Raw genomic sequence first — 19,075 nt, forward strand, 5'->3', positions numbered from 1 at the left:
TTATGCGCTTATCGGTGCTCTCGACGCCATCGAGCGGCATGGTCGATAAAGGCTCGTAGGCCTGCGGAGGGAAGCCTGCTGCTGGGATAGTAAAGGCAAATGCCGGGATAGGGCGGTGTCCAGTCGTGTAAAAGCTGAATGAGCGCGCCGGTGGCAAGGTCCTGTTCTACAGCTCGTAGGGAGGCGTATGCGATACCCGCATGTTGGCGAGCGGCCAAAACGCTTAGCTCAGTGCTTCCTGCAATCAAGCGCCCCTTCACGTCTACCGACAGCGTCTCCCCGTTTCGCTCCATTTCCCAGGTCACAAGACTTCCGCTTGGAAGCCGCGCCCGAACACATTCATGTTGCAGCAAATCGCCAGGAGATTTCGGAAGTGGCTTACCCTGAAGATAGATCGGTGACGCTACAAGCACGAAAGACTCTGTCTGCCCGAGTGAAACACAAATCATGTCCTTTGGCACCACCTCTTGGAGGCGTAGACCTGCGTCAAAACCCTGAGCAACAATATCTACCAATCGGCCCTCAGTTACGAGATCGACTTTCATCTCGGGATAAGAAGCTAAGAAATCGAGCACAAGTGGAAGCACCCTTTCAGCGCCGCCCTCTGATGTGTTCAAACGCAATAGACCAGCGGGGACGCTTCGCAGCTGATCCACTGCCAAAAGCGCCGTGTCGATCTCGTTGAGGGCAGGGCGGACTTTGTTCAGTAAAGCTTCACCAGCTTCAGTCACTGAAACGCTTCTGGTTGTGCGGTTGAAGAGGCGAATCCCCAATCGCTTCTCAACGTTCGCAACTTGGTGGCTGAGCGATGAGACAGCGATACCCAACTCGCCAGCTGCAGCGCGAAAGCTGCCAGTTGCTTCAAGTACGGACACAGCTCTCAGGTCAGCAAGCGTCATCCCTGACATTGTCCAGTTTCCTTCAATGGTCTGTTCGATATTGTCCGGCTTATAACATGGATTCCCTAGCCCTATCTACGAATTCGTAAAAGGAGAATACTATGACAAAAACTGTTCTGATCACGGGTTGCTCGTCGGGTTTTGGCGAGGCAGCGGTACGTCTGTTCGCCGCGAAGGGCTGGAATGTTATTGCGACAATGCGTAATCCGACCGACGGGAACGAGCAGCTACCGAATGTTTTGGTCACACGGCTAGACGTTCAGGATCGACAAACTATCCAGTCTGCGGTGGCAGAAGGAATAGCAAAATTTGGTGGGATCGACGTTGTTGTAAACAACGCAGGATATGGCCTGTTCGGAGTCTTCGAAGGAACATCCAGGGAGAAAGTTCAAGACCAGTTCGAAGTCAATGTTTTTGGCGTAATGGACGTTATCCGCGAGACGCTACCGCATTTCCGCGCCAAACGCTCGGGGCTGTACATCAATGTTAGTTCCGGAGCAGGCGTGTTTGGCCTACCCATGATCTCGCTTTACAACGCATCGAAGTTTGCGTTGGAGGGCTTCTCGGAATCTCTGTCGTACGAACTCGCCTCGTTGGGCATTGGCGTAAAGATTGTGGAACCAGGCGGAGTGTTGGAGACCAAATTCGGGCATCGAAGCGGCGAAGAGTTTTCCTCCACAGCCACTCCGTCTGAGTACGACCCCTTCATCAAGGGTGCCAACGCTGTCTTTGAAGGCCTCCGCAAATCTCGTGGCCTTGCAACAAGCGATGAAGTTGCGGAGGTAATTTTTGAGGCGGCTACCGATGGTACAGATCAACTACGCTATGTTGCGACCGAGGACATCAAACCTTTGATCGAAAAGCGGCGAGGTAGCTCTGAAGACGAATACATGACGTTTATGCGCGAGCGGCTAACTCCGAAGCTCGCCTAACTGGATAGGGCGAGCGGTCAGAAGTGAACTTTTCGACTGCTCGCCCCTCCATCGCCAAGTCGATGTGTTCCGCTTTAGCTGTTCCAGGTACACCTGAGTATAGTTGTGTCACCCAGTTACTGCGACGATGCTTTAAATCTCACTTTTGAAAGAGATTTGAAATGCTCAGAACAACGGTAACAACTCTTGTGCTAGTGATGTCTGCCTCCCAGGCGAGTGCAATCCAGCGGTTTAACACAGCCCACGCTTCGTGTGATGTTATTCAGGAGACCATCGCAAAAGATGGCGAGGTAATCCTGCGCTTCCCATCCAAGCGTGTCGCGGGCCTCATCCTTTACACGCGCTTCGTCAGGAGCGGTCAACAGTGCGAAAGCAACAATGCCCGCGCCTCGTCGCGCGTCTCAACCGCTGGCGACGTGGGATGCCAACTCTTTACCTGCGCGCCACGAACACATTCACGGAAGTAGTGATGTCGACCAGGCGGCGGCACAAAGCCGCCGCATGATCAACTAGTCAACCTATCGTTTACGGGGAGGAAGAAAGCCGCTGACCGTGGCTAGGTCGGGCCACGGCACTACGGTTTCACCTGCAACTTTCCAATTGCCACCGAGCTTTTCGAGGCGCAACTCATTGAACGCGGCGGGGGTCGTTTGGCTCATCCGGCGGTAAAGGATCGCAGTCGCATCATTACCCTGTTCTTCGATGTGAAGAATGGGATTCTCAGTCGAGAGCGGTGGTTCGTTGGCATCCCGTCGGGACCGGAACTCGTCGAACATTTGTTGCTTAGAGAACCTGGATATATCACCCCCGGGAGAGAGAACGAGAAACGCCAGGTCATCCGTTTACAATGGTTCCATTTCCTCGATCCGATAGTTGCTGCCTGTTGCCGCCAGCACATTAATAAAATCGACGATTTCTGAATTCCTGCTCGGTGTCATCTGACAACTCCTTAAATTAGAGACATTCCGCCGTCTACGTTGAGTTCAATGCCGTTCACGTAGCGACCAGCATCCGAAGCGAGAAACAATGCCGCGCTCGCGAGTTCATCACTTGTTGCCAAGCGTCCTGCGGGAATCGTGTTAGCCATATGCTCTAGGAACGGACCGCGTTGATCCTCGGTGATCCCCAGTTTCCCAAGAATTTCCGTATCCGTAGGGCCTGGGCTAAGGATGTTGACCCGGATACGACGGTCCTTGAATTCGATGGCCCAGTTCTTCGCGAAGGCCGCAGCAGCCGCCTTGGAGCCCGCATATGCGGTGTGGTTAGGAAGAACTTTGGTGGCAGCCAACGAGCTGGTTATGATGATACTTCCACCATTGTTCATAATCGGCGAGATGGCTTGCACGCCGAAAAATACCCCTTTGGTGTTGATGCGGAAGTGCTGATCGTAAATTTCTTCCGTAATCGCATCGGAGGGCTTGAGGTCGATCACGCCTGCGTTGGCCATGTATATGTCGACAGCTCCAAACTCCTTAGAAATTTGCGCCGCAAGCGCTCTATGATGATCGAGATCACCAACATCACCTCGAATGCCAAACGCACCAAAGCCGATATCGGCGACCGCTCGGTCGAGTACGTCTTGCCGTCGAGCCGTTATGATAACTTGTGCACCCTGCTCGGCGAAAAGCTTTGCTGTGGCTTTTCCAATTCCGCTGTTGCCTCCCGTGATGAGGGCAACCTTTCCTTCAAGTGTTTTCATTTTCGTCTCCATGGTAAGTGCCATAGAGGTATGTCGGCTGCGAAAAGGGTATTAGCCCAATCACGAGCACATCATTTGTGCCTGGGAGATGCAGATGCCAAATTTGCTTGACGAGACGCCAGGTTTGATCGCGTTCGTCAGAACTGTGGAGTGTGGATCGTTCAGCGCTGCCGCAAAGATGATGAAAACATCCCCTTCGGCAGTATCGAAGAGCGTCGGCCGTTTGGAAAGGCTGGTTAGCGCAAGGCTATTTCTCAGATCAACCAGAGCTTTGGTTTTGACCGAAGAAGGGCACTCGTTGTTCAAAAAGGTCGGACCGCTTCTTCGACAATTCGACACCTCCGAGGAGATCACACACGACGAGGCAAAGCTAAGTGGTCGTCTGCGATTCAGCATGCCAAGCGAACTCGCGCAGTTCTTTATGACGCCGATTTTCCGAGATTTTGCGACGTCATACCCGGCCATAAAACTGGAGGTGGGTTTAACAGATCGCCACGTCGATCTTATCCGCGAAGATTATGATGTTGTGTTTCGAATTGGTGATGTGTCGAACGGCGAATTGAAGGTTCGGAAACTCGCCGACGTCAAGATGGTGATAGTTGCATCGCCCTCCTATGTCGAAAAGTACGGAATACCTCGCACGGCCGATGATGCGTCCAAAATTCCCTTTGCCCGCTATACCGTTCATGGAATGCCGATTCCTGTGTCTTTTACCGATGGAGCGCACTTCATTCCGAACGGGCGCGTAGACTGCGATACAGGGCAGGCCTTGCGAGCCGCCGCACTCCAAGGGTTAGGAGCCGCACTTATCATGCGATGTGCCGTCCAGGATGAGATGCATCGTGGACACCTTGTTGACATCTCGGGCCAACTTAATCTGCCACCCCTTCCATTCAATGTTGTTCATGCGTACGGCCAAATGGTGCCTGCACGGGTAAGGCGGCTCTCAGATTTCGTGGCTGCGCAAACGAAAGCAATTGCGAACCTTTAGTACAGTGATCTCCACTTCACCGCAAAACTACTGCAGACCTGTGTATATCTATCATCGTCTTTCATCCCCGCCTTAATGATTGTTCAGTTCGAGCCGACCCAGCATCGGCCCGAGGAGACTTCCTTGTCTGTTGTAGCAAGATAAGACCATCCGAAAGGCGGTGATATGGAACGGCGAGCTTTCATACTTGGCAGCGTGACGACCGCCTTGAGCACCCTTACTTCATCAGCAAATGCTCGATACCAAGAGGTTCAAATGTTTGACACCGCCAAGCAGATTAACGCCGGGGTTCTCGACGTCGGTTACTACGAGGGCGGTGCTGAAAATGGTCAAGCAGTCGTGCTTCTCCACGGATTTCCGTATGATGTTCAAAGTTATCGGGAGGTTGCCCCGGAGTTGGTTCGGCGAGGCTATCGGGTGATCGTTCCGCACCTCAGAGGACATGGCACCACCACCTTCCTCGATCCTGCAACGCCGAGGTCAGGGCAGCAAGCTGCGATAGGTCAAGACCTTGTGCACCTCCTTGATGCGCTTTCGATAGAGCGCGCAATCTTTGCCGGTTATGATTGGGGTGGCCGTGCTGCATGCGTCGGTGCCGCGCTCTGGCCCGAAAGGTGCAGTGGTTTGGTCTCCGTGAACAGCTATCTCATCCAGGATATTGCGAAATCGTCTGAGCCTGCGTCCGCAAAAGTCGAGCGAGGTTATTGGTATCAGTTTTATTTCCAGACGGAGCGAGGTCGCCGAGGCTTGAGCCGCAACAGGGCCGACATCGCAAAGATTATGTGGCGAGATAACTCACCAACCTGGGACTTTGACGACGAGACGTTCGTCCGCAGTGCGACCTCATTCGAAAATCCTGACTATGTGGATGTTGTAATCCATTCCTATCGCCATCGATTAGGTGGGGCGGACGGGTTTCCCGAATATGTAGGTCATGAGGACAAGCTCGCAAAGCAACCGGTCATATCCGTTCCAGCTGTTACGCTGGATGGCGGTGCTGATGGTGTTGTAGCGGCGACAGACGGCAAGGCGTCGGCTTCCAAATTTTCAGCAAAGCGAGTTCATCGTGTGATCCCAAACGTGGGACACAATCTTCCCCAGGAGGCTCCGTCGGCGTTCGTTGACGCGATACTGGAAGTTTCGTCGCTATAGCGATGCAATCACATACGAGACAGCGGCAAACCAACGTATATCTCTTCTTACTTCAACATCGCATTTAGCTTTGGGCCGATGCCGCTGTTGGCTCAGAGGAGATACGTATGATGTTGAAGTCAATTATCGCTGCTGCTGTCGTGATCGGTATGCTTGCCACCCCGACATTTGCCGCTCAAAAGGCGCATAACGCCAAAATCACCGTCGTTTTCGATCACAAACTCCCCAACTTGCCAGGGAAAAGCCTGCGCGGCGTTCTCGTGGAGTATGGACCAGGCGGGTACAATCCATCGCACACGCATGCAAAAAGCGCGTTCATTTCCGCCACGGTGATCGAGGGAGAAATCAAAAGCAAGGTCAATGATGGTGAGGAAAGGGTCTTTAAGACCTGGGAAAACTGGATCGAAGTTCCAGGTGACCATCATCAAGTCAGCGCGAATGCCAGCGACACGAAGCCTGCCAAAATTCTGGCTGTTTTCGTTGTCGACACTGATGAAACAGAATTGACGACTCCCGATCCCTGATTAGCGGCGTTGCTTCCATCGGTAGTCATGGGGAACTCGGCAAACGGCTAATCTGTCAGAAGCTGCATTTTGTGAGACGTGTGTCCCCCGAGATTTATAGTCTCGGGGGACGATGGCTTTGAGCTTCAATTTCCGATGAACATCATCGCGTCATTCGAGGTTCGCCTTGTCCAGCCCGTAGGCTTTATCTGCGGAGCCAGGCACAGTTTTGAAGGCAATACCAGCTCGGTTCCATGCATTGATAAGCATGATCACGAAAGTGAGATCAGAAATTTCTGCATCTGAGAACAGCCTTTTCATCATTGCAAACTGCTCATCAGATATCCCAGCTGTAGGTAGCTCTGTGAGAGCCTCTGTCCACTGAAGCGCCGCCCGCTCTCGTTCATCAAACAGGTGGGATTCTCTCCATGCAGCGACGTGATGGAGCCGCAGTTCACGCTCCCCTGCGAGCCGGGCTTCCTTGATGTGCATGTCAAGGCAGAACGCGCACCCGTTGATTTGGGATGCTCGCACCTCCACCAGAGCGACAAGCTTCTTTTCCAGCGGTCCCTTCTTAATGGCAAAGGTCGCTTCACCAAGCTTCTTGAAGACGTCGGGCGAATGCTGCGGATAGTTTAGTCGTTCGTGAATCATTTTCTGACCCTTCTAAATGTTGCGGATGAACATCAGGAAGCCGCTACGAGAGAAGGCGGAGATCGGAAAGATATCTATGGGTATACGGTTACTGACACGTCCGGACCATCTTCAAAAGCTGTTGTTTTTACGAAATAGAAGCCGAAGGTCACTGGCATCCAGGCGGAGATACATCAGTATACTTGTCACTGCCCGCTTTTCCATCACCCTAGAACGAGACTGCTTCCCTTCAACTAGGCAGATGGAGAGCCCAAAATGTGCGATAACTGCACCGATAAAAGCCGACGGTCGTTTTTAGGCAGCATTCTCGGGGGTGTTACAGTTGGAGCGATTGCTGCAACGGCTCAACGCCAGGCGTTGGCATCCGACGTGTCAGCTTACCAAGACCCCAGCAATCCCTCGCTCCCACGATCTGGCATGAAACTCGATACGAAGCGCGCCGCTCTTGTGGTGATCGATCCTCAGGTCGATTTTATGAGCCCCAAGAGCCCGGCTTGGCCCGTTGTTGGCGAGAGCGTGACTGAGCACAATACCGTTCCCAATCTGGTAAAGCTGTTCAGAGCGGCGAAGACAGCGGACATGCCAGTCGTTATCTCTCCCCATTACTATTACCCGCATGATCATCGGTGGAAAGTGCAGGGTCCGCTTGAAATCTTGCAGCATAAACTTGGCATGTTTGACCGGACCGGCCCTTTGACGCTCGATGGCTTTGAAGGGTCTGGCGCGGAATGGATGCCGGAGTTCAAGGAGTTTATCGACGACGGTAAAACTGTCATCTGCTCGCCCCACAAGCTTTACGGGCCACAGGCAAATGACTTGGTTCTTCAACTCGGCAAACTTGGTGTGAACCAGATTGTGCTCGCGGGAATGGCGGCAAATCTATGTGTTGAATCGCATCTTCGACATCTGCTTGAGCAAGGTTTTGAGGTGGCAGTCGTGCGAGATGCTATCGCGGCAGCAAAATTCCCCGAAGGCGATGGCTATCTCGCTGCACTGATAAACTTTCGATTTATCGCAAACGGACTTTGGAGTGCGGACGAAACAGTTGCGCACATAAATGGCGGGTAACGAGCGGTTTCCGGCGGCAAATTTGCGAACACTTTGTTCACAGCCGCCCGAGGGTTTCGCAAACTTCAGGCGTTGACCGTACGCCTATTATGGATAAATTATATCCACGATTGTCCAACTGAACGAGGAAAACGAAATGAGAGTTGTCATCATCGGGGGCAGCGGACTTATCGGCAGCGCTGTCGCGGAATTATTGAGTGAGGCCGGTCACGAGATTGTCGTTGCCTCAAGACGTAAAGGTATTGATGCAGTGACCGGCGAGGGACTTGCTGAGGCAATGACCGGGGCTGATGTCGTGGTCGATGTATCGAACTCGCCCTCATTTGAGGAAGAGGCCGTTCTGAACTTTTTCACGAGGTCTTCATCGAACGCTACCCGCTCAGCGAAGGATGCGGGCGTCAAGCTCTATGTTGCCCTCTCGATTGTCGGAATTGATCGCCTACCGCAGAATGCCTATTTCCGCGCCAAGTTGGCTCAAGAGGAAATCATCCAAAATTCGGGCCTGCCTTATACAATCGTGCGCGCAACGCAATTTCACGAATTCGTCGATGCGATTGTTTACACTTCCACAATAGGCAACGTCGTTCGTGTCTCAACTGCGTACATTCAACCGATTGCGAGTGAGGACGTGGCGAGATTTGTAGCTGCGGCTTCGACAGAGGAGCCAGCCAACGGGATCGTTGAGGTGGCAGGTCCTGAACGGTTCCGAACAGATGAACTTGTTGAAAGCTATCTGTCTTCGAAAGCAGACAGCTCCACCGTCGTTGGCGATCCTGAAGCTGAATATTTCGGAGCAAGATTGCAGCCGACTTCGTTAGTGCCTCTGGATGATTATAAGCCCGGTTTGGTTACCTTCGAAACCTGGGCGAAAAAATCAGCCGCGTAACTACCGCTCAAAAATTGCGACGCGCCGCGAAGTTCTCGGCGCGTTCATGCGTTCAAACGTCTGTTCGAGCCTGGATCGAGCTTGAAAGTGACCTAGCCAAAGCTTTGGCCACTGATGCGATATGGTAACCGACGCCAAAGGTCAGCGACCGCTCGTCACCGGCTGTGGCGACGGCAGACTGGCCATTTTCTCTCGATCCGAATGTAAGTAAACTTTCTTCATCGGGTAGTCGATGGCCTGCACTGGCAAGAGCACCTGCATTGTCGGGACTTTTGATGTTGCAGGAAGATATACAAATAAGTAAAACGAAATAACGCAGATGATTAAAACGATAGATATTGTTAGCGTTGCAGACGACGATTCTCGCGCGTTTTCGATTCTGTTGCTGTTTCTCTGCGACATGGTTTGCTCCTTTCCTGATAGTATATTATGACTATATTGCAGAATCAGAGAATATCGAGATATACGTAGGTGTGTGTTTCAAGCTTCTAGCTTGGCGCTTCGAGACAACAGTTGCGCTCGTGGCCATAAGTGAGAAACTTCGATTAAGGTCTGCCTGGCTATCGCTATAGGCCACTACCGGAGGTATCGCAGATAGGGAGAAGCACTTGAGTCAATCCACTTCGTCGAGAGAGCAGATCAGGCAAAAAGTAATTGATTTGGTTGAAGCGATGCCCGGGATCGGATGGGCGGCATGGCCAGATGGCGACTTCATGTGTTTCAGCTCAGCCATCACTGCCTTCTCAGGCAACTCAGTTGATTTTCTTTCGTCGAAGGACGCGAACGGCGACTTTGCCTGGAAGCAGTCATTAGAACCAGAAGATTACGATGTACTTTCGCAAGCTTGGCGTAACGCGATCTCGCAGGAGAGCGTGTACGAGGTTACCCACAAAACGAGAGCGGCGTCAGGAGAGTTCAGATGGGTTCGCTCTACCGGTCGTCCGCAAAGAGACGAAGCCGGGAACATCATCTACTGGCTTGGAACGACGATTGACATCCACGACGCAATGACAGCGATGGAGAAATCCCAAGCGAACGAACAGCGCCTAAACGACCTCATCGATGCTCTGCCAGGTTTGGTTTTCACTTTTGCTCCTGACGGAGAGCCAACCTACTTCAATAAGCGACTGGAAAAGTGGAGCGGAATTGCTCTCAGCGAACTTTCTTCCGGCACAGGAAGTCTTCTGTCGACCGTGCTCGCAAAGGCAGTTCATAGTGAAGAGCGGCCCCAAGTCGAAGCGGCGATAGCCCAAAGCCTCTCTACGGGCGCGCCATTCACAGCGCGGTTTCGTCAGTACCGTGCCGATGGTGTCTGGCGATGGGTGGAAGCCCGCATCGAAGCTCTCCGGGACCAGGCAGGCAAAATAGTCCAATGGTACGGATTGATGCTCGATATTGAGAACGAGGTGCGGGCGCAAGAGTCGCACCGCGATGCCTACGACAAATTGACGAAAGCCGCTCAATTTGCTGGCGTTGCTGAGCTTTCAGCATCGATAGCTCATGAACTAAGTCAACCTTTGGCGTCCGTCGTATTGAGTTCTGACGCTTGCCGCCGGTGGCTCACTATGGTCCCTCCAAAAGTGGATCGTGCATTAGCTAGCGCCGAAAATACACTTAGAGACGCCAATGCCGCTTCCGAAGTCGTGAAAAAGATCAGAGCCCTATTTCTCAAAAACGGGGGGATGAAAGAACTTTCCGACATCAACGAAATTATCATAACGACGAGTGAGCTTTTTCAGAAAGAGATGCTCACCCGACGCATTCGGCTTTCTGTCGAACCCGCGCCACATCTCCCTTTGCTGATGCTCGACAGAATTCAAATACAGCAGGTAATTGCTAACCTGATTAAGAACGGCGCGGATGCAGCTGCCGAAGATGAGCAGGATGAAAGAGCTGTTATGGTGCGGACCTCCGCGCTAAGGGGTGAAGTCCTGGTCGAGGTCTCTGACACTGGACGGGGCATTGTCGATCAGGAGAAAATATTCAACCCATTCTTCACCACCAAACCACACGGGATGGGGATGGGCTTGTCTATTTCCCGATCAATCATTTACGCGCACGGCGGCCGCCTCTGGGCACAAAATAACCCACGCGGTGCAAGTTTATGGTTTGCACTGAGCGCATCCGAGGTTGATAGAAAAGATGGTGGTCTCTGAACGTCTAAGCAACAGCTAGCAACGCTCGCAGTTGCGATCTGTTTTGCACTAGATCGGCTACCGTGTACTTGTCAAATACACTCACAAACGCTCGGGTCGCTTCGGACAAAACGGGTGGGAGTCCGCAGGCAGGCGCAATCATGCACCCGGCGCAGTCGAGGAGATCATCCAAACCCTCGGTGTGCCGAAGCACCGTTCCCAGATTGATCTCGCTGGCCGAAAGTGCCAGTCGAATGCCACCGTTTCGGCCTCTAACGGTTTCGATAAATCCGTTGCCTGCAAGGTCCTGAACCACCTTCATCATGTGGTTTTGTGAGATGCCAAACTTGCTCGAAACCTCGCGGATCGACCCTAACCCCTGGTCGCGTGAACCAAGGTATATCAATACGCGCATGGCGTAGTCGGTGTAGCGTGTCAGTCTCATAAGTCCGCCTGCGTCAAAATGACTACGTAGATAACATGCATTTAAATAGCATGTTTTGATGGAATGTAATAGATGCATTTCATATGCATATTATCGAGGTATGTGATGACGTGCGAACTGACTGAAAAGAAAATTACGGAAATCCTGCACACCTTTTATGAGAAAGTGCGGCGAGACCCATTGTTGTCTGTACCTTTCTCGGTCGTGACAGATTGGGATGAGCACCTTGTGAGACTGACGGAGTTCTGGTCGTCGGTGATGCTGACAAGCGGGCGCTACAAGGGCAATCCTTTATCCATGCACGTTATTCATGCCGACCGAATTCAACCGGCGATGTTCAACAGATGGCTCGAACTTTGGCAGATAACGACCACCGAAGGGCTAGCACCTGACGTCGCGCAGGAAATGCAAGCTAAAGCGACGCGAATTGCTTCTCGTCTTTCAGTAGCAATGTTTGGACATTCCACAGTGCGGTCCAGCAACACAACTCCAGAACGCTCTGCTCCAAGCCCATACAAGGTAACACCGTCCTTTGATCAGGCGTCTGTCCCTGCTGCACTGCTGCGTGACCATTCGCTGAAAGCAGGATCGTAGGGGCTAATCCGAGTGGAGGAAGGAAGTCTCCGGTACCGTGAGGGAGAGAACGAAAGCTTCTCGGCCCCGGCACGCTCGGAGTAATCCCGCCGCTGATCGAACACCATCTCGACCTCATCGGACCCGTCAGATTCCGCATCGAGTTCTACGACCGTCAGCCCCTACAAAATGTTCAGTAAAAACAAGGAAATTGGAAATGCCTCGTACATTGTCTCCCAAGACCATCGAGCTGGTCAAACTCAGCGTTCCGGCGTTAGCTGCACACGGCAGCGAGATTACGAAAAGGATGTACGCCAAGCTTTTCGAAGATGATCACATCAAAAGCTTGTTCAACCATGCGAACCAGGGGGAGGGTGGCTCGCAGGTGCATGCGCTCGCAGCCGCCATTCTCGGCTACGCGAGAAACATCGAGAACCTCTCCGCGCTGACGCCGGTGGTCGAGCGGATAGCCCACAAACACATCGGCTATCACATCCTACCCGAGCATTACCCATACGTTGCGACAGCGCTCCTCGCAGCGATCAGTGATGTGCTCGGAGATGCTGCAACTCCCGATCTGCTGGAAGCATGGGGGGAAGCTTACTGGTTTCTTGCCGATATCTTGAAAGGGCGGGAAGCAGCTTTGCGCGACACAATCGAGAACCAAAGTGGGGGCTGGAACGGGTGGCGCGAATTCACCGTTGCAGAGAAGACGTCTGAGAGTGACGTTGTAACTTCGTTTATACTGCGTCCCAGGGATGGTGGGAAGGTCGTAAGGCATCGGCCTGGCCAATACCTTACATTCAAACTGACCCTTGACGGCCATCAAGTCAAAAGAAACTACTCCATATCATGCGGTCCGAACGATGATTACTATCGGATTTCGGTCAAGCGTGAACCGAATGGTGAAGGCGGTTCGAAGTATCTTCACGATTGCGCGGACATCGGGACTGTCCTCGAAGTAACCCCTCCGGCTGGCGACTTCTTCTTGCCCGATGAGCCTCCCCGGTCGGTCGTAATGTTGTCAGGAGGCGTAGGGCTTACGCCAATGGTCAGCATGCTGGAGGCAATCGCTAGCGACTATCCTGAGCTAAACGCATATTTTGTGCATGGCGCACTCAACAGCTCCTCGCATGCGATGGATACCCATGTTCGCGCGCTAGCTTCGCGTCATGGACGCGTGTCTGTTAGCACCTTCTATAGTGACCCGCTGAAAAGCGACGCAACTGGTCTTTCACATGACCACGACGGGTTTATCACCGTCGAGTGGCTCCAGCAAAATACGCCCCTCATGGGGTCCGACTACTATCTTTGTGGTCCAAAGCCGTTCCTTAAATCACTGGTCCAGGGACTAGCACGCGCAGGTGTCCCAAGTAGCCGCATCCACTATGAGTTCTTCGGTCCAGCCGATGAGTTGATTGCGGCCTAACATCAACCGGCCCAGTGCCTCCGGGCCACATCTCTAATCAGCGAAGTGACAACCATGAATACGCTTCGAACTCCATGCATCACAATTCTTTTAACCTCATCTTTGGCCGCTATTTGGCCTGCGAATGCTTTCGCACACGTCAAATGGTTCGCGCCTTATATTGTTGGCGCACAGCCAGAGCCCATCTCTGACACGTTAACCGATACGTGGTTTTGGGTAGGCATCGGACTGGTGCTCCTGTTCTTTATTGCCACGCGCTTGATTGAAAAAAGCCGATTTGGTGAGATGGCAATTAGCGGCCTCAATTTCGCGACCGCGCCTCTATGGGAAAGGCAGGACGAGTACATTCGCGCGATTATCGCAGCCTTCTTCGTTGCGATTTTTGCCGTGGGAGGGGTTTATCTCACCCCCGACCTCAAAACCCCTGCTGAGTGGGTCTCTTGGATGCAGCTCGTCATAGCCTGTTTCGTATTTTCGCGAAGGACGATGCCCATCGCAGGAGTAGGAATCGTAGCCCTTTGGTTACTTGCTTTACGCGACTATGATTTGTTTCATCTCTTCGACTATTTGGCGCTCGGCTTAGGCGTGGCTCTCTACCTCATCTTGGAGCCAGCAAAGAGCGAGAACCTTCGCGCGCGCCGGTTCGAGGTGCTCCGTTGGGGCTTAGCCATCGCCCTGATGTGGTCAAGCTTGGAGAAATTTGCCTTTCCCAGCTGGTTCTATCCTCTGGTCGTGGAGAAGCCATTCTTGACTTTTGGCATGCCTCGCGATGTCTTCATCCCGATGGCTGGTGTTACCGAATTTACTCTTGGATTCGGACTTCTATGGACACCCCTAATTCGCAGGCTGTCAGCAATCGCACTTCTCGTCATTTTCACCGCAGCGGTCTGGCCCTTTGGACGGGTCGATCTCATTGGTCATGGATTGATTATGGCGATCCTCATTGCCGTAGCGGCCGACCAGAGACGAGGGGTCGATCTCCTGACGCTGTTGAAACAAAGGGTTGCCAGCATTCCCATAAGCTTGGCTGTGATGTTGGTCGTTTTTTGCACTGCATATTGGGGACTTCACACAGCGTTCTACGGCAATCAGCAGAATATCCCTGCTGACGTGTCGGGAAAAACAACTCATTCTTTCGATCCTGAACATCCTCATGACGCGGATACACAAGACAGTGGAGCTGAGCACCGTCATGATTGAGTTAGCAGTGGCTTGGGGCGTCGCCTCAAGCCACTGCTTTCGTAAACCTTGGTATAGTGGCGTGACGGTGCGCGCATCGATAACCGTTTCCAGTCATGCACCCATCTCTCTTCGAGCACCTGGTCATCCAAGTCGGAGCCTTGCTTATATTGACGATACCGCTCCGGTTCATCGTTCGATACATGGCGCGAACTAAGCTCATACTCGACGGTCTGGTGTTCGTCGCGCTTTCAGTGATGCTTCTTTCGAGGGGGATTGTACCCTATTCTCCTGGCCACCAAGGTGATCTCTCTGCGGGAATAGCAACGGGTGCAGCAAAGGCTGCCTGGTGGATCAGTCTTTCGCTTGTTCTCGTAAACGTCATACGTCATTTCGTAGTTTTCGAGCGCAGACCGCGCGAAGGGCGTCTCGTCCGCGATTTACTATCTGGTCTGGTCTACATTGGCACCGGATTGTCATTGGTTGCGTATGTATTCAACGTGCCAGTGGGCACCCTGATTGCTACTTCGGGTGTTTTTGCAATTGTCCTTGGTTTGGCCATGCAGAGTACATTGAACGACGTTTTCTCTGGCATCGCGCTCAATCTTGGCCAGGCCTATGTTGTGGGGGATTGGATTGTTCTTGACGACAGTCTGCAGGGGCGGGTCATAGAAACGAACTGGCGGTCCACCCACCTCCTCAGCTCCACCAACGATGTTATAATCCTGCCGAATTCGACGTTGGCGAAATCGCGACTGACAAATTTCAGCAGCCCGGACGAAAGCCACGGTATTACGGTCACCACACGTTTTCTACCCACCGAGCGACCCCACGTGATTGTCGATGCAATGAAGACGGTCCTACTCGGGTGCACAAAGGTAATGCGCGCGCCTCCTCCGTCTGTCGCGGTCGTTGGACTTGATGGAGATGCTATCACCCTCGAATTGGGCGCGCGGATCAAGAACGTTGAGAACGTCACTGAGGCAAAGAATGAGATATACGATCTTGTTTATCGACATTCTCGTGCGTGTCGGCTTTCGCTGGTAGCTGGCCCGATCAGAAGTGATATCAATGGTACTACTGAGACGAAAACAGGGGATTCAGCGCTGGAATGTCTGAATTCAATCCCGCTATTCCAGGTCATGCTGCCGCATGAGAGGGCTGCACTGTCCCAGCTTATGGTCCGCGTCTATTTCGCGAAAAACCAGATGATTGTGAAGCAGAACAATGCGTTGACATCGTTGATCTTGATCGAGAGAGGTGTAGTCCTGATCGAAAATCACGAGGGCGGACAGACAACCGAGATTGCTCGTGTGTCTTCAGGCGATTTTTTCGGTGAGAGAGGCGTTCTCATGGGCATGCTTGAGCACGGTGACATCTTTGCACTCACCCCAACTCATGGATACGAGATCGCCAAAGACAGGCTCGCAGGATTTTTGAAGGACCGCCCCTCGCTTACCGAAGAATTGGCCGCAGTTTTGTCACATAGGCTGGAACGCGAGCGGTACCTACTGGATCACGTAGGGGGAATTTCCCAACCAACACCGGCGTCGCTGTCGGCGAAAATCAGAAGTCTTTTCGGGTTGCGATGACCCATCCCAATATACCCATGTATATCTGAGAACGTTCTTTTTTTTATCCCACTCTCATTCTGTCCTATTCAGGATGCGTGCGTTGCCGAGGAAGTTCGTCTTCGCACGCGACGTTCAATCCTGCACGGCCATGGAGAGAATGATGACGGAAAAAAACGATTTCAGCACATCAAGTTTGATGCGGCGGGACGTGCTGGCGTTAGGCGTCGCGGCCGGTGTCGCGGCTGCATTTCCACCTATTGCACGTTCTGCCTCGGCGCAGACGACAACCGACGAAGGGAAACGAGATATGGGTACGGTAAAGACCAAAGACGGCGTCGAAATTTTTTACAAAGATTGGGGAACGGGGCAGCCAATTGTGTTTCATCACGGCTGGCCGCTCAGCAGCGATGACTGGGACGCTCAAATGCTGTTTTTTGTCAGCAAGGGCTTCCGCGTTGTTGCTCATGATCGCCGTGGCCATGGTCGCTCAAGCCAAGTCTCCGATGGTCATGACATGGATCACTATGCAGCCGATGCGGCAGCTGTCGCCGAGCACCTCGACCTGAAAGATGCAGTGCACATCGGCCATTCAACTGGTGGCGGTGAAGCAACCCGATATGTTGCCAAGCATGGTCAGAATCGGACGGCTAAACTGGTTCTGATTGGGGCGGTCCCTCCCATTATGCTTAAGACCGAAAACAACCCAGGCGGTATTCCGCTCGAAGTCTTTGACAGCGGCTTCCGCGCGCCACTGGCCGCAAATCGCGCGCAGTTTTTCCGCGACATTCCTGAGGGGCCATTTTATGGGTTCAATCGGCCCGGAGCAAAAGTCTCGCAAGGCGTCATCGACAACTGGTGGCGTCAGGGGATGATGGGCAGTGCCAAGGCGCACTACGACGGTATCAAGGCTTTCTCAGAAACCGATTTCACCGAGGACCTTAAGTCGATTTCCGTTCCTACGCTCGTGATGCACGGGGCAGACGACCAGGTCGTGCCAATCGACGATTCTGCAAAGCTTTCGGTGAAACTCCTCAAAAACGGCACCCTGAAGGTCTATGATGGTTTCCCACATGGCATGTGCACGACGGAAGCCGAGACAATCAACGAAGACCTTCTGGCATTCATCAAGTCGTGACCGAGAGTCTTTGACGACCCCTTGAAGGACACGGGCCGTCAGTCCCGCGTCCTTTCGAAAACGACCTAACGAAGAGCGCCAGCGCTACACATCGCACTGGCGCTCTTCGATTATGCGGCCTGAAGGCCATAGCTCTGTTACGAACGAACTCCCGACGCTGCTGCATCTCATGTCGTCAAAAATGGCTGGGAATCTTCAATCGCGTAATCTTGGAACCGATTATCTGAGTTCGACTGAAACAACACATCTACCAGGGCCCGGCATGCCGCACGCATTTATCCACCGTTTCAAGCCTGTAATCACCGCGATCTTCGGGGTCATTGCGGTTCTCGCTATGACGAATTTCTCGCCATCACAAGCCGAGACTTTGAGGGTGCCTGTCTCTTCTGACATTGGAACGCTTGACCCAGATAACGGCTTTGAGGTGGCAGGGTTGAGCGCGCTGAATAACCTCTACGAAGGATTGGTTGAGTACGAACCGGGGTCGATCAAAATTGTTGGCTTACTGGCAACAAACTGGGACGTATCAGACGACGGTTTGATTTACACGTTTCACATCCGAGACGGAGTAACTTTCCATGACGGGACCTCACTTGACGCCGACGCTGTGGTGAAGTCGGTTGAGCGTCGTCGAACTGGAAAGCTTGTACAAAATTACACGCTTGCAAACGTAGCATCTGTTAAAGCGACCAACTTACGCACCGTAGAGTTCCAGTTAAAGGCTCCGCAAACCTATTTTTTGGACACTCTCGCCAGCCCCTGGGGGCCTAAGGTCATCAGCCCGAAAGCAGTGAGCCAACATGACGCGGACGACGCTGCAACTGGGTGGCTTACCGATCATGCTGCTGGCACCGGACCTTTCAAGCTCGGGGAGTTCAAACGAGGCGAACGCTACACACTTGAAAGGAATGACGCTTACTGGGGTGAAAAGCCATATTTTGACAAGATAGAGCTGCCGGTTGTGCCGGATGTTGGCCAACAGATTTTGCAATTGAAGGCTGGCGAGATTGACGCTGTAGCGACGAACTATCCATTTGCGCAGCTGGATAACATACCCGATAGTCTCACCATAACATCGCAACCCAGCATGACCCAATTTGCTGCATTATTGAAGCCAGGTTCATCACTGGACGACCCTGCAATTCGAACAGCAGTGCTTACCGCCATCAATCCTAATCTCTGGGTAAGCGACGCTTTTGGAGCCTACGGCAGCGTATCACTGTCGGTGTATCCAAACGCCATGATGTCACCTGTTCATCCGATATCATTTCCGACTGATATGGCGGCCGCGAAAGCTACAATTTCTCGCTCACCCACAAACCTAAGAATAGGGCTTTACAGTTCCAACCCAAGCTATGGACGAATTGCGGACTTCCTAATCGTGCAGCTCGCGGCGATTGGTATTAAGGCGACAGCCAGTATCATGCCGCCCGGTGCCGCGTTCAACATGAAAGGCAGCGCATCAGCGCCTGATATGCTTCTAATAATCGCTTCGCCGGACGCTGCGCATCCAGAACATCAGGTTCAAGCGTTCTATGCCACTAACGCTCCGCTCAATCTTTATGGCCGGAGCTTAGCTGAAGCAGATTCCATTGTGGCGGTCGCGTCCGTTATGACGGATGTGAAAGAGCGGAACAAACTGTACGAGGACGCTGGCAGGAAATACTTTGACGCGGGGTTCGCGATACCCCTCGTTGATGTTGAGGATGTGGTTGTTCATTCCAAAGGGCTAAAGAGCTTGGGTCTTCGGCCTGTCTTTCCAAGAGGCTGCATCGACTTCGCAACTGTCACTCGCTGATCGGTTTGGTCAGCATTCAAGGA

19 protein-coding genes are annotated in these 19,075 nt (G+C 52.7%); 14 read left to right on the plus strand and 5 right to left on the minus strand.

All coding sequences use genetic code 11. The features are described 5' to 3' along the window. Positions 1-8: 8 nt before the first annotated feature. On the minus strand, positions 9-908 hold the full coding sequence (locus BLX89_RS16135; RefSeq protein WP_075291991.1) for a LysR family transcriptional regulator: 900 nt from the start codon (positions 906-908) through the stop codon (positions 9-11). Positions 909-1,000: 92 nt separating this feature from the next. On the opposite strand from BLX89_RS16135, the gene BLX89_RS16140 reads away from it, so the two are divergent. Then, a complete protein-coding gene (locus BLX89_RS16140; protein ID WP_075291992.1) occupies positions 1,001-1,831 on the plus strand; it encodes an SDR family oxidoreductase in 831 nt (276 codons plus the stop codon). A gap of 650 nt (positions 1,832-2,481) precedes the next feature. Then, positions 2,482-2,751 (plus strand): hypothetical protein, encoded by a 270-nt coding sequence (locus BLX89_RS24880; RefSeq protein ID WP_210187156.1) that lies wholly within the window; start codon positions 2,482-2,484, stop codon positions 2,749-2,751. Between the two features lie 29 nt (positions 2,752-2,780). Here BLX89_RS24880 and BLX89_RS16150 read toward each other — a convergent pair whose 3' ends face one another. Beyond that, entirely contained in the window at positions 2,781-3,530 is a 750-nt protein-coding gene (locus tag BLX89_RS16150) for an SDR family oxidoreductase (protein WP_075291993.1), read from the minus strand. A gap of 94 nt (positions 3,531-3,624) precedes the next feature. Between BLX89_RS16150 and BLX89_RS16155 the strand changes: the two genes are divergently transcribed. From BLX89_RS16155 to BLX89_RS16165, 3 genes are all read left to right on the plus strand, one after another. Beyond that, positions 3,625-4,521 carry a LysR family transcriptional regulator gene (locus tag BLX89_RS16155; RefSeq protein WP_075291994.1) on the plus strand — a complete coding sequence of 299 codons (897 nt, stop codon included), beginning with the start codon at positions 3,625-3,627 and terminating at the stop codon, positions 4,519-4,521. Between the two features lie 255 nt (positions 4,522-4,776). After that, positions 4,777-5,673, plus strand: coding sequence for an alpha/beta fold hydrolase (locus BLX89_RS16160; RefSeq protein ID WP_245292844.1), 897 nt, complete (start codon positions 4,777-4,779; stop codon positions 5,671-5,673). 110 nt (positions 5,674-5,783) lie between these two features. Next, positions 5,784-6,197 (plus strand): cupin domain-containing protein, encoded by a 414-nt coding sequence (locus tag BLX89_RS16165; protein WP_198935163.1) that lies wholly within the window; start codon positions 5,784-5,786, stop codon positions 6,195-6,197. Between the two features lie 150 nt (positions 6,198-6,347). Here BLX89_RS16165 and BLX89_RS16170 read toward each other — a convergent pair whose 3' ends face one another. Then, entirely contained in the window at positions 6,348-6,827 is a 480-nt protein-coding gene (locus tag BLX89_RS16170) for a carboxymuconolactone decarboxylase family protein (protein ID WP_075292275.1), read from the minus strand. 420 nt (positions 6,828-7,247) lie between these two features. Between BLX89_RS16170 and BLX89_RS16175 the strand changes: the two genes are divergently transcribed. After that, a complete protein-coding gene (locus BLX89_RS16175; RefSeq protein WP_245292845.1) occupies positions 7,248-7,898 on the plus strand; it encodes a cysteine hydrolase family protein in 651 nt (216 codons plus the stop codon). 136 nt (positions 7,899-8,034) lie between these two features. Then, entirely contained in the window at positions 8,035-8,784 is a 750-nt protein-coding gene (locus BLX89_RS16180; RefSeq protein ID WP_075291998.1) for an SDR family oxidoreductase, read from the plus strand. Between the two features lie 141 nt (positions 8,785-8,925). Here the strand turns inward: BLX89_RS16180 and BLX89_RS24325 are convergent, their stop codons facing one another. Beyond that, complete coding sequence (locus tag BLX89_RS24325; protein ID WP_143523652.1) at positions 8,926-9,186, minus strand: hypothetical protein; 261 nt, start codon at positions 9,184-9,186, stop codon at positions 8,926-8,928. A 206-nt stretch (positions 9,187-9,392) separates the two neighbouring features. Here BLX89_RS24325 and BLX89_RS16185 point away from each other — a divergent pair, with 206 nt between their 5' ends. Next, complete coding sequence (locus BLX89_RS16185) at positions 9,393-10,940, plus strand: PAS domain-containing sensor histidine kinase (protein ID WP_075291999.1); 1,548 nt, start codon at positions 9,393-9,395, stop codon at positions 10,938-10,940. A gap of 4 nt (positions 10,941-10,944) precedes the next feature. Here the strand turns inward: BLX89_RS16185 and BLX89_RS16190 are convergent, their stop codons facing one another. After that, the gene (locus BLX89_RS16190; RefSeq protein WP_075292000.1) at positions 10,945-11,364 is read right to left on the minus strand and encodes an Rrf2 family transcriptional regulator; all 420 of its coding nucleotides are present in this window, start codon (positions 11,362-11,364) and stop codon (positions 10,945-10,947) included. A 105-nt stretch (positions 11,365-11,469) separates the two neighbouring features. On the opposite strand from BLX89_RS16190, the gene BLX89_RS23930 reads away from it, so the two are divergent. The 6 genes from BLX89_RS23930 (at position 11,470) to BLX89_RS16220 (ending at position 19,052) form a co-directional block, all read left to right on the plus strand. After that, on the plus strand, positions 11,470-11,958 hold the full coding sequence (locus tag BLX89_RS23930; protein ID WP_198935159.1) for a preprotein translocase subunit TatC: 489 nt from the start codon (positions 11,470-11,472) through the stop codon (positions 11,956-11,958). A gap of 196 nt (positions 11,959-12,154) precedes the next feature. Next, on the plus strand, positions 12,155-13,366 hold the full coding sequence (gene hmpA, locus BLX89_RS16200) for an NO-inducible flavohemoprotein (RefSeq protein WP_075292001.1): 1,212 nt from the start codon (positions 12,155-12,157) through the stop codon (positions 13,364-13,366). Between the two features lie 54 nt (positions 13,367-13,420). Beyond that, positions 13,421-14,566, plus strand: a complete 1,146-nt coding sequence (locus tag BLX89_RS16205) for a hypothetical protein (protein ID WP_245292846.1) — start codon at positions 13,421-13,423, stop codon at positions 14,564-14,566. 149 nt (positions 14,567-14,715) lie between these two features. Beyond that, a complete protein-coding gene (locus BLX89_RS16210) occupies positions 14,716-16,137 on the plus strand; it encodes a mechanosensitive ion channel domain-containing protein (protein WP_158025960.1) in 1,422 nt (473 codons plus the stop codon). Positions 16,138-16,426: 289 nt separating this feature from the next. After that, positions 16,427-17,254, plus strand: a complete 828-nt coding sequence (locus BLX89_RS16215; protein ID WP_143523667.1) for an alpha/beta fold hydrolase — start codon at positions 16,427-16,429, stop codon at positions 17,252-17,254. Between the two features lie 262 nt (positions 17,255-17,516). After that, on the plus strand, positions 17,517-19,052 hold the full coding sequence (locus tag BLX89_RS16220; protein WP_075292004.1) for an ABC transporter substrate-binding protein: 1,536 nt from the start codon (positions 17,517-17,519) through the stop codon (positions 19,050-19,052). The last annotated feature ends 23 nt before the right edge of the window (positions 19,053-19,075 follow it).

Source organism: Pararhizobium arenae, assembly GCF_001931685.1.
Classification (GTDB): domain Bacteria; phylum Pseudomonadota; class Alphaproteobacteria; order Rhizobiales; family Rhizobiaceae; genus Pararhizobium; species Pararhizobium arenae.

Excerpts from the sequence above, each read along its gene's own strand:
- BLX89_RS16135 (WP_075291991.1), bottom strand. The coding sequence starts at position 908 with ATGTCAGGGATGACGCTTGCTGACCTGAGAGCTGTGTCCGTACTTGAA.
- BLX89_RS16175 (WP_245292845.1), top strand. The coding sequence starts at position 7,248 with ATGAAACTCGATACGAAGCGCGCCGCTCTTGTGGTGATCGATCCTCAG.
- BLX89_RS16215 (WP_143523667.1), top strand. The coding sequence starts at position 16,427 with ATGGGTACGGTAAAGACCAAAGACGGCGTCGAAATTTTTTACAAAGAT.
- hmpA (WP_075292001.1), top strand. The coding sequence starts at position 12,155 with ATGCCTCGTACATTGTCTCCCAAGACCATCGAGCTGGTCAAACTCAGC.
- BLX89_RS16220 (WP_075292004.1), top strand. The coding sequence starts at position 17,517 with ATGCCGCACGCATTTATCCACCGTTTCAAGCCTGTAATCACCGCGATC.
- BLX89_RS16180 (WP_075291998.1), top strand. The coding sequence starts at position 8,035 with ATGAGAGTTGTCATCATCGGGGGCAGCGGACTTATCGGCAGCGCTGTC.
- BLX89_RS16165 (WP_198935163.1), top strand. The coding sequence starts at position 5,784 with ATGTTGAAGTCAATTATCGCTGCTGCTGTCGTGATCGGTATGCTTGCC.
- BLX89_RS24325 (WP_143523652.1), bottom strand. The coding sequence starts at position 9,186 with ATGTCGCAGAGAAACAGCAACAGAATCGAAAACGCGCGAGAATCGTCG.
- BLX89_RS23930 (WP_198935159.1), top strand. The coding sequence starts at position 11,470 with ATGACGTGCGAACTGACTGAAAAGAAAATTACGGAAATCCTGCACACC.
- BLX89_RS16190 (WP_075292000.1), bottom strand. The coding sequence starts at position 11,364 with ATGAGACTGACACGCTACACCGACTACGCCATGCGCGTATTGATATAC.
- BLX89_RS16155 (WP_075291994.1), top strand. The coding sequence starts at position 3,625 with ATGCCAAATTTGCTTGACGAGACGCCAGGTTTGATCGCGTTCGTCAGA.
- BLX89_RS16205 (WP_245292846.1), top strand. The coding sequence starts at position 13,421 with ATGAATACGCTTCGAACTCCATGCATCACAATTCTTTTAACCTCATCT.
- BLX89_RS16140 (WP_075291992.1), top strand. The coding sequence starts at position 1,001 with ATGACAAAAACTGTTCTGATCACGGGTTGCTCGTCGGGTTTTGGCGAG.
- BLX89_RS16150 (WP_075291993.1), bottom strand. The coding sequence starts at position 3,530 with ATGAAAACACTTGAAGGAAAGGTTGCCCTCATCACGGGAGGCAACAGC.
- BLX89_RS16160 (WP_245292844.1), top strand. The coding sequence starts at position 4,777 with ATGTTTGACACCGCCAAGCAGATTAACGCCGGGGTTCTCGACGTCGGT.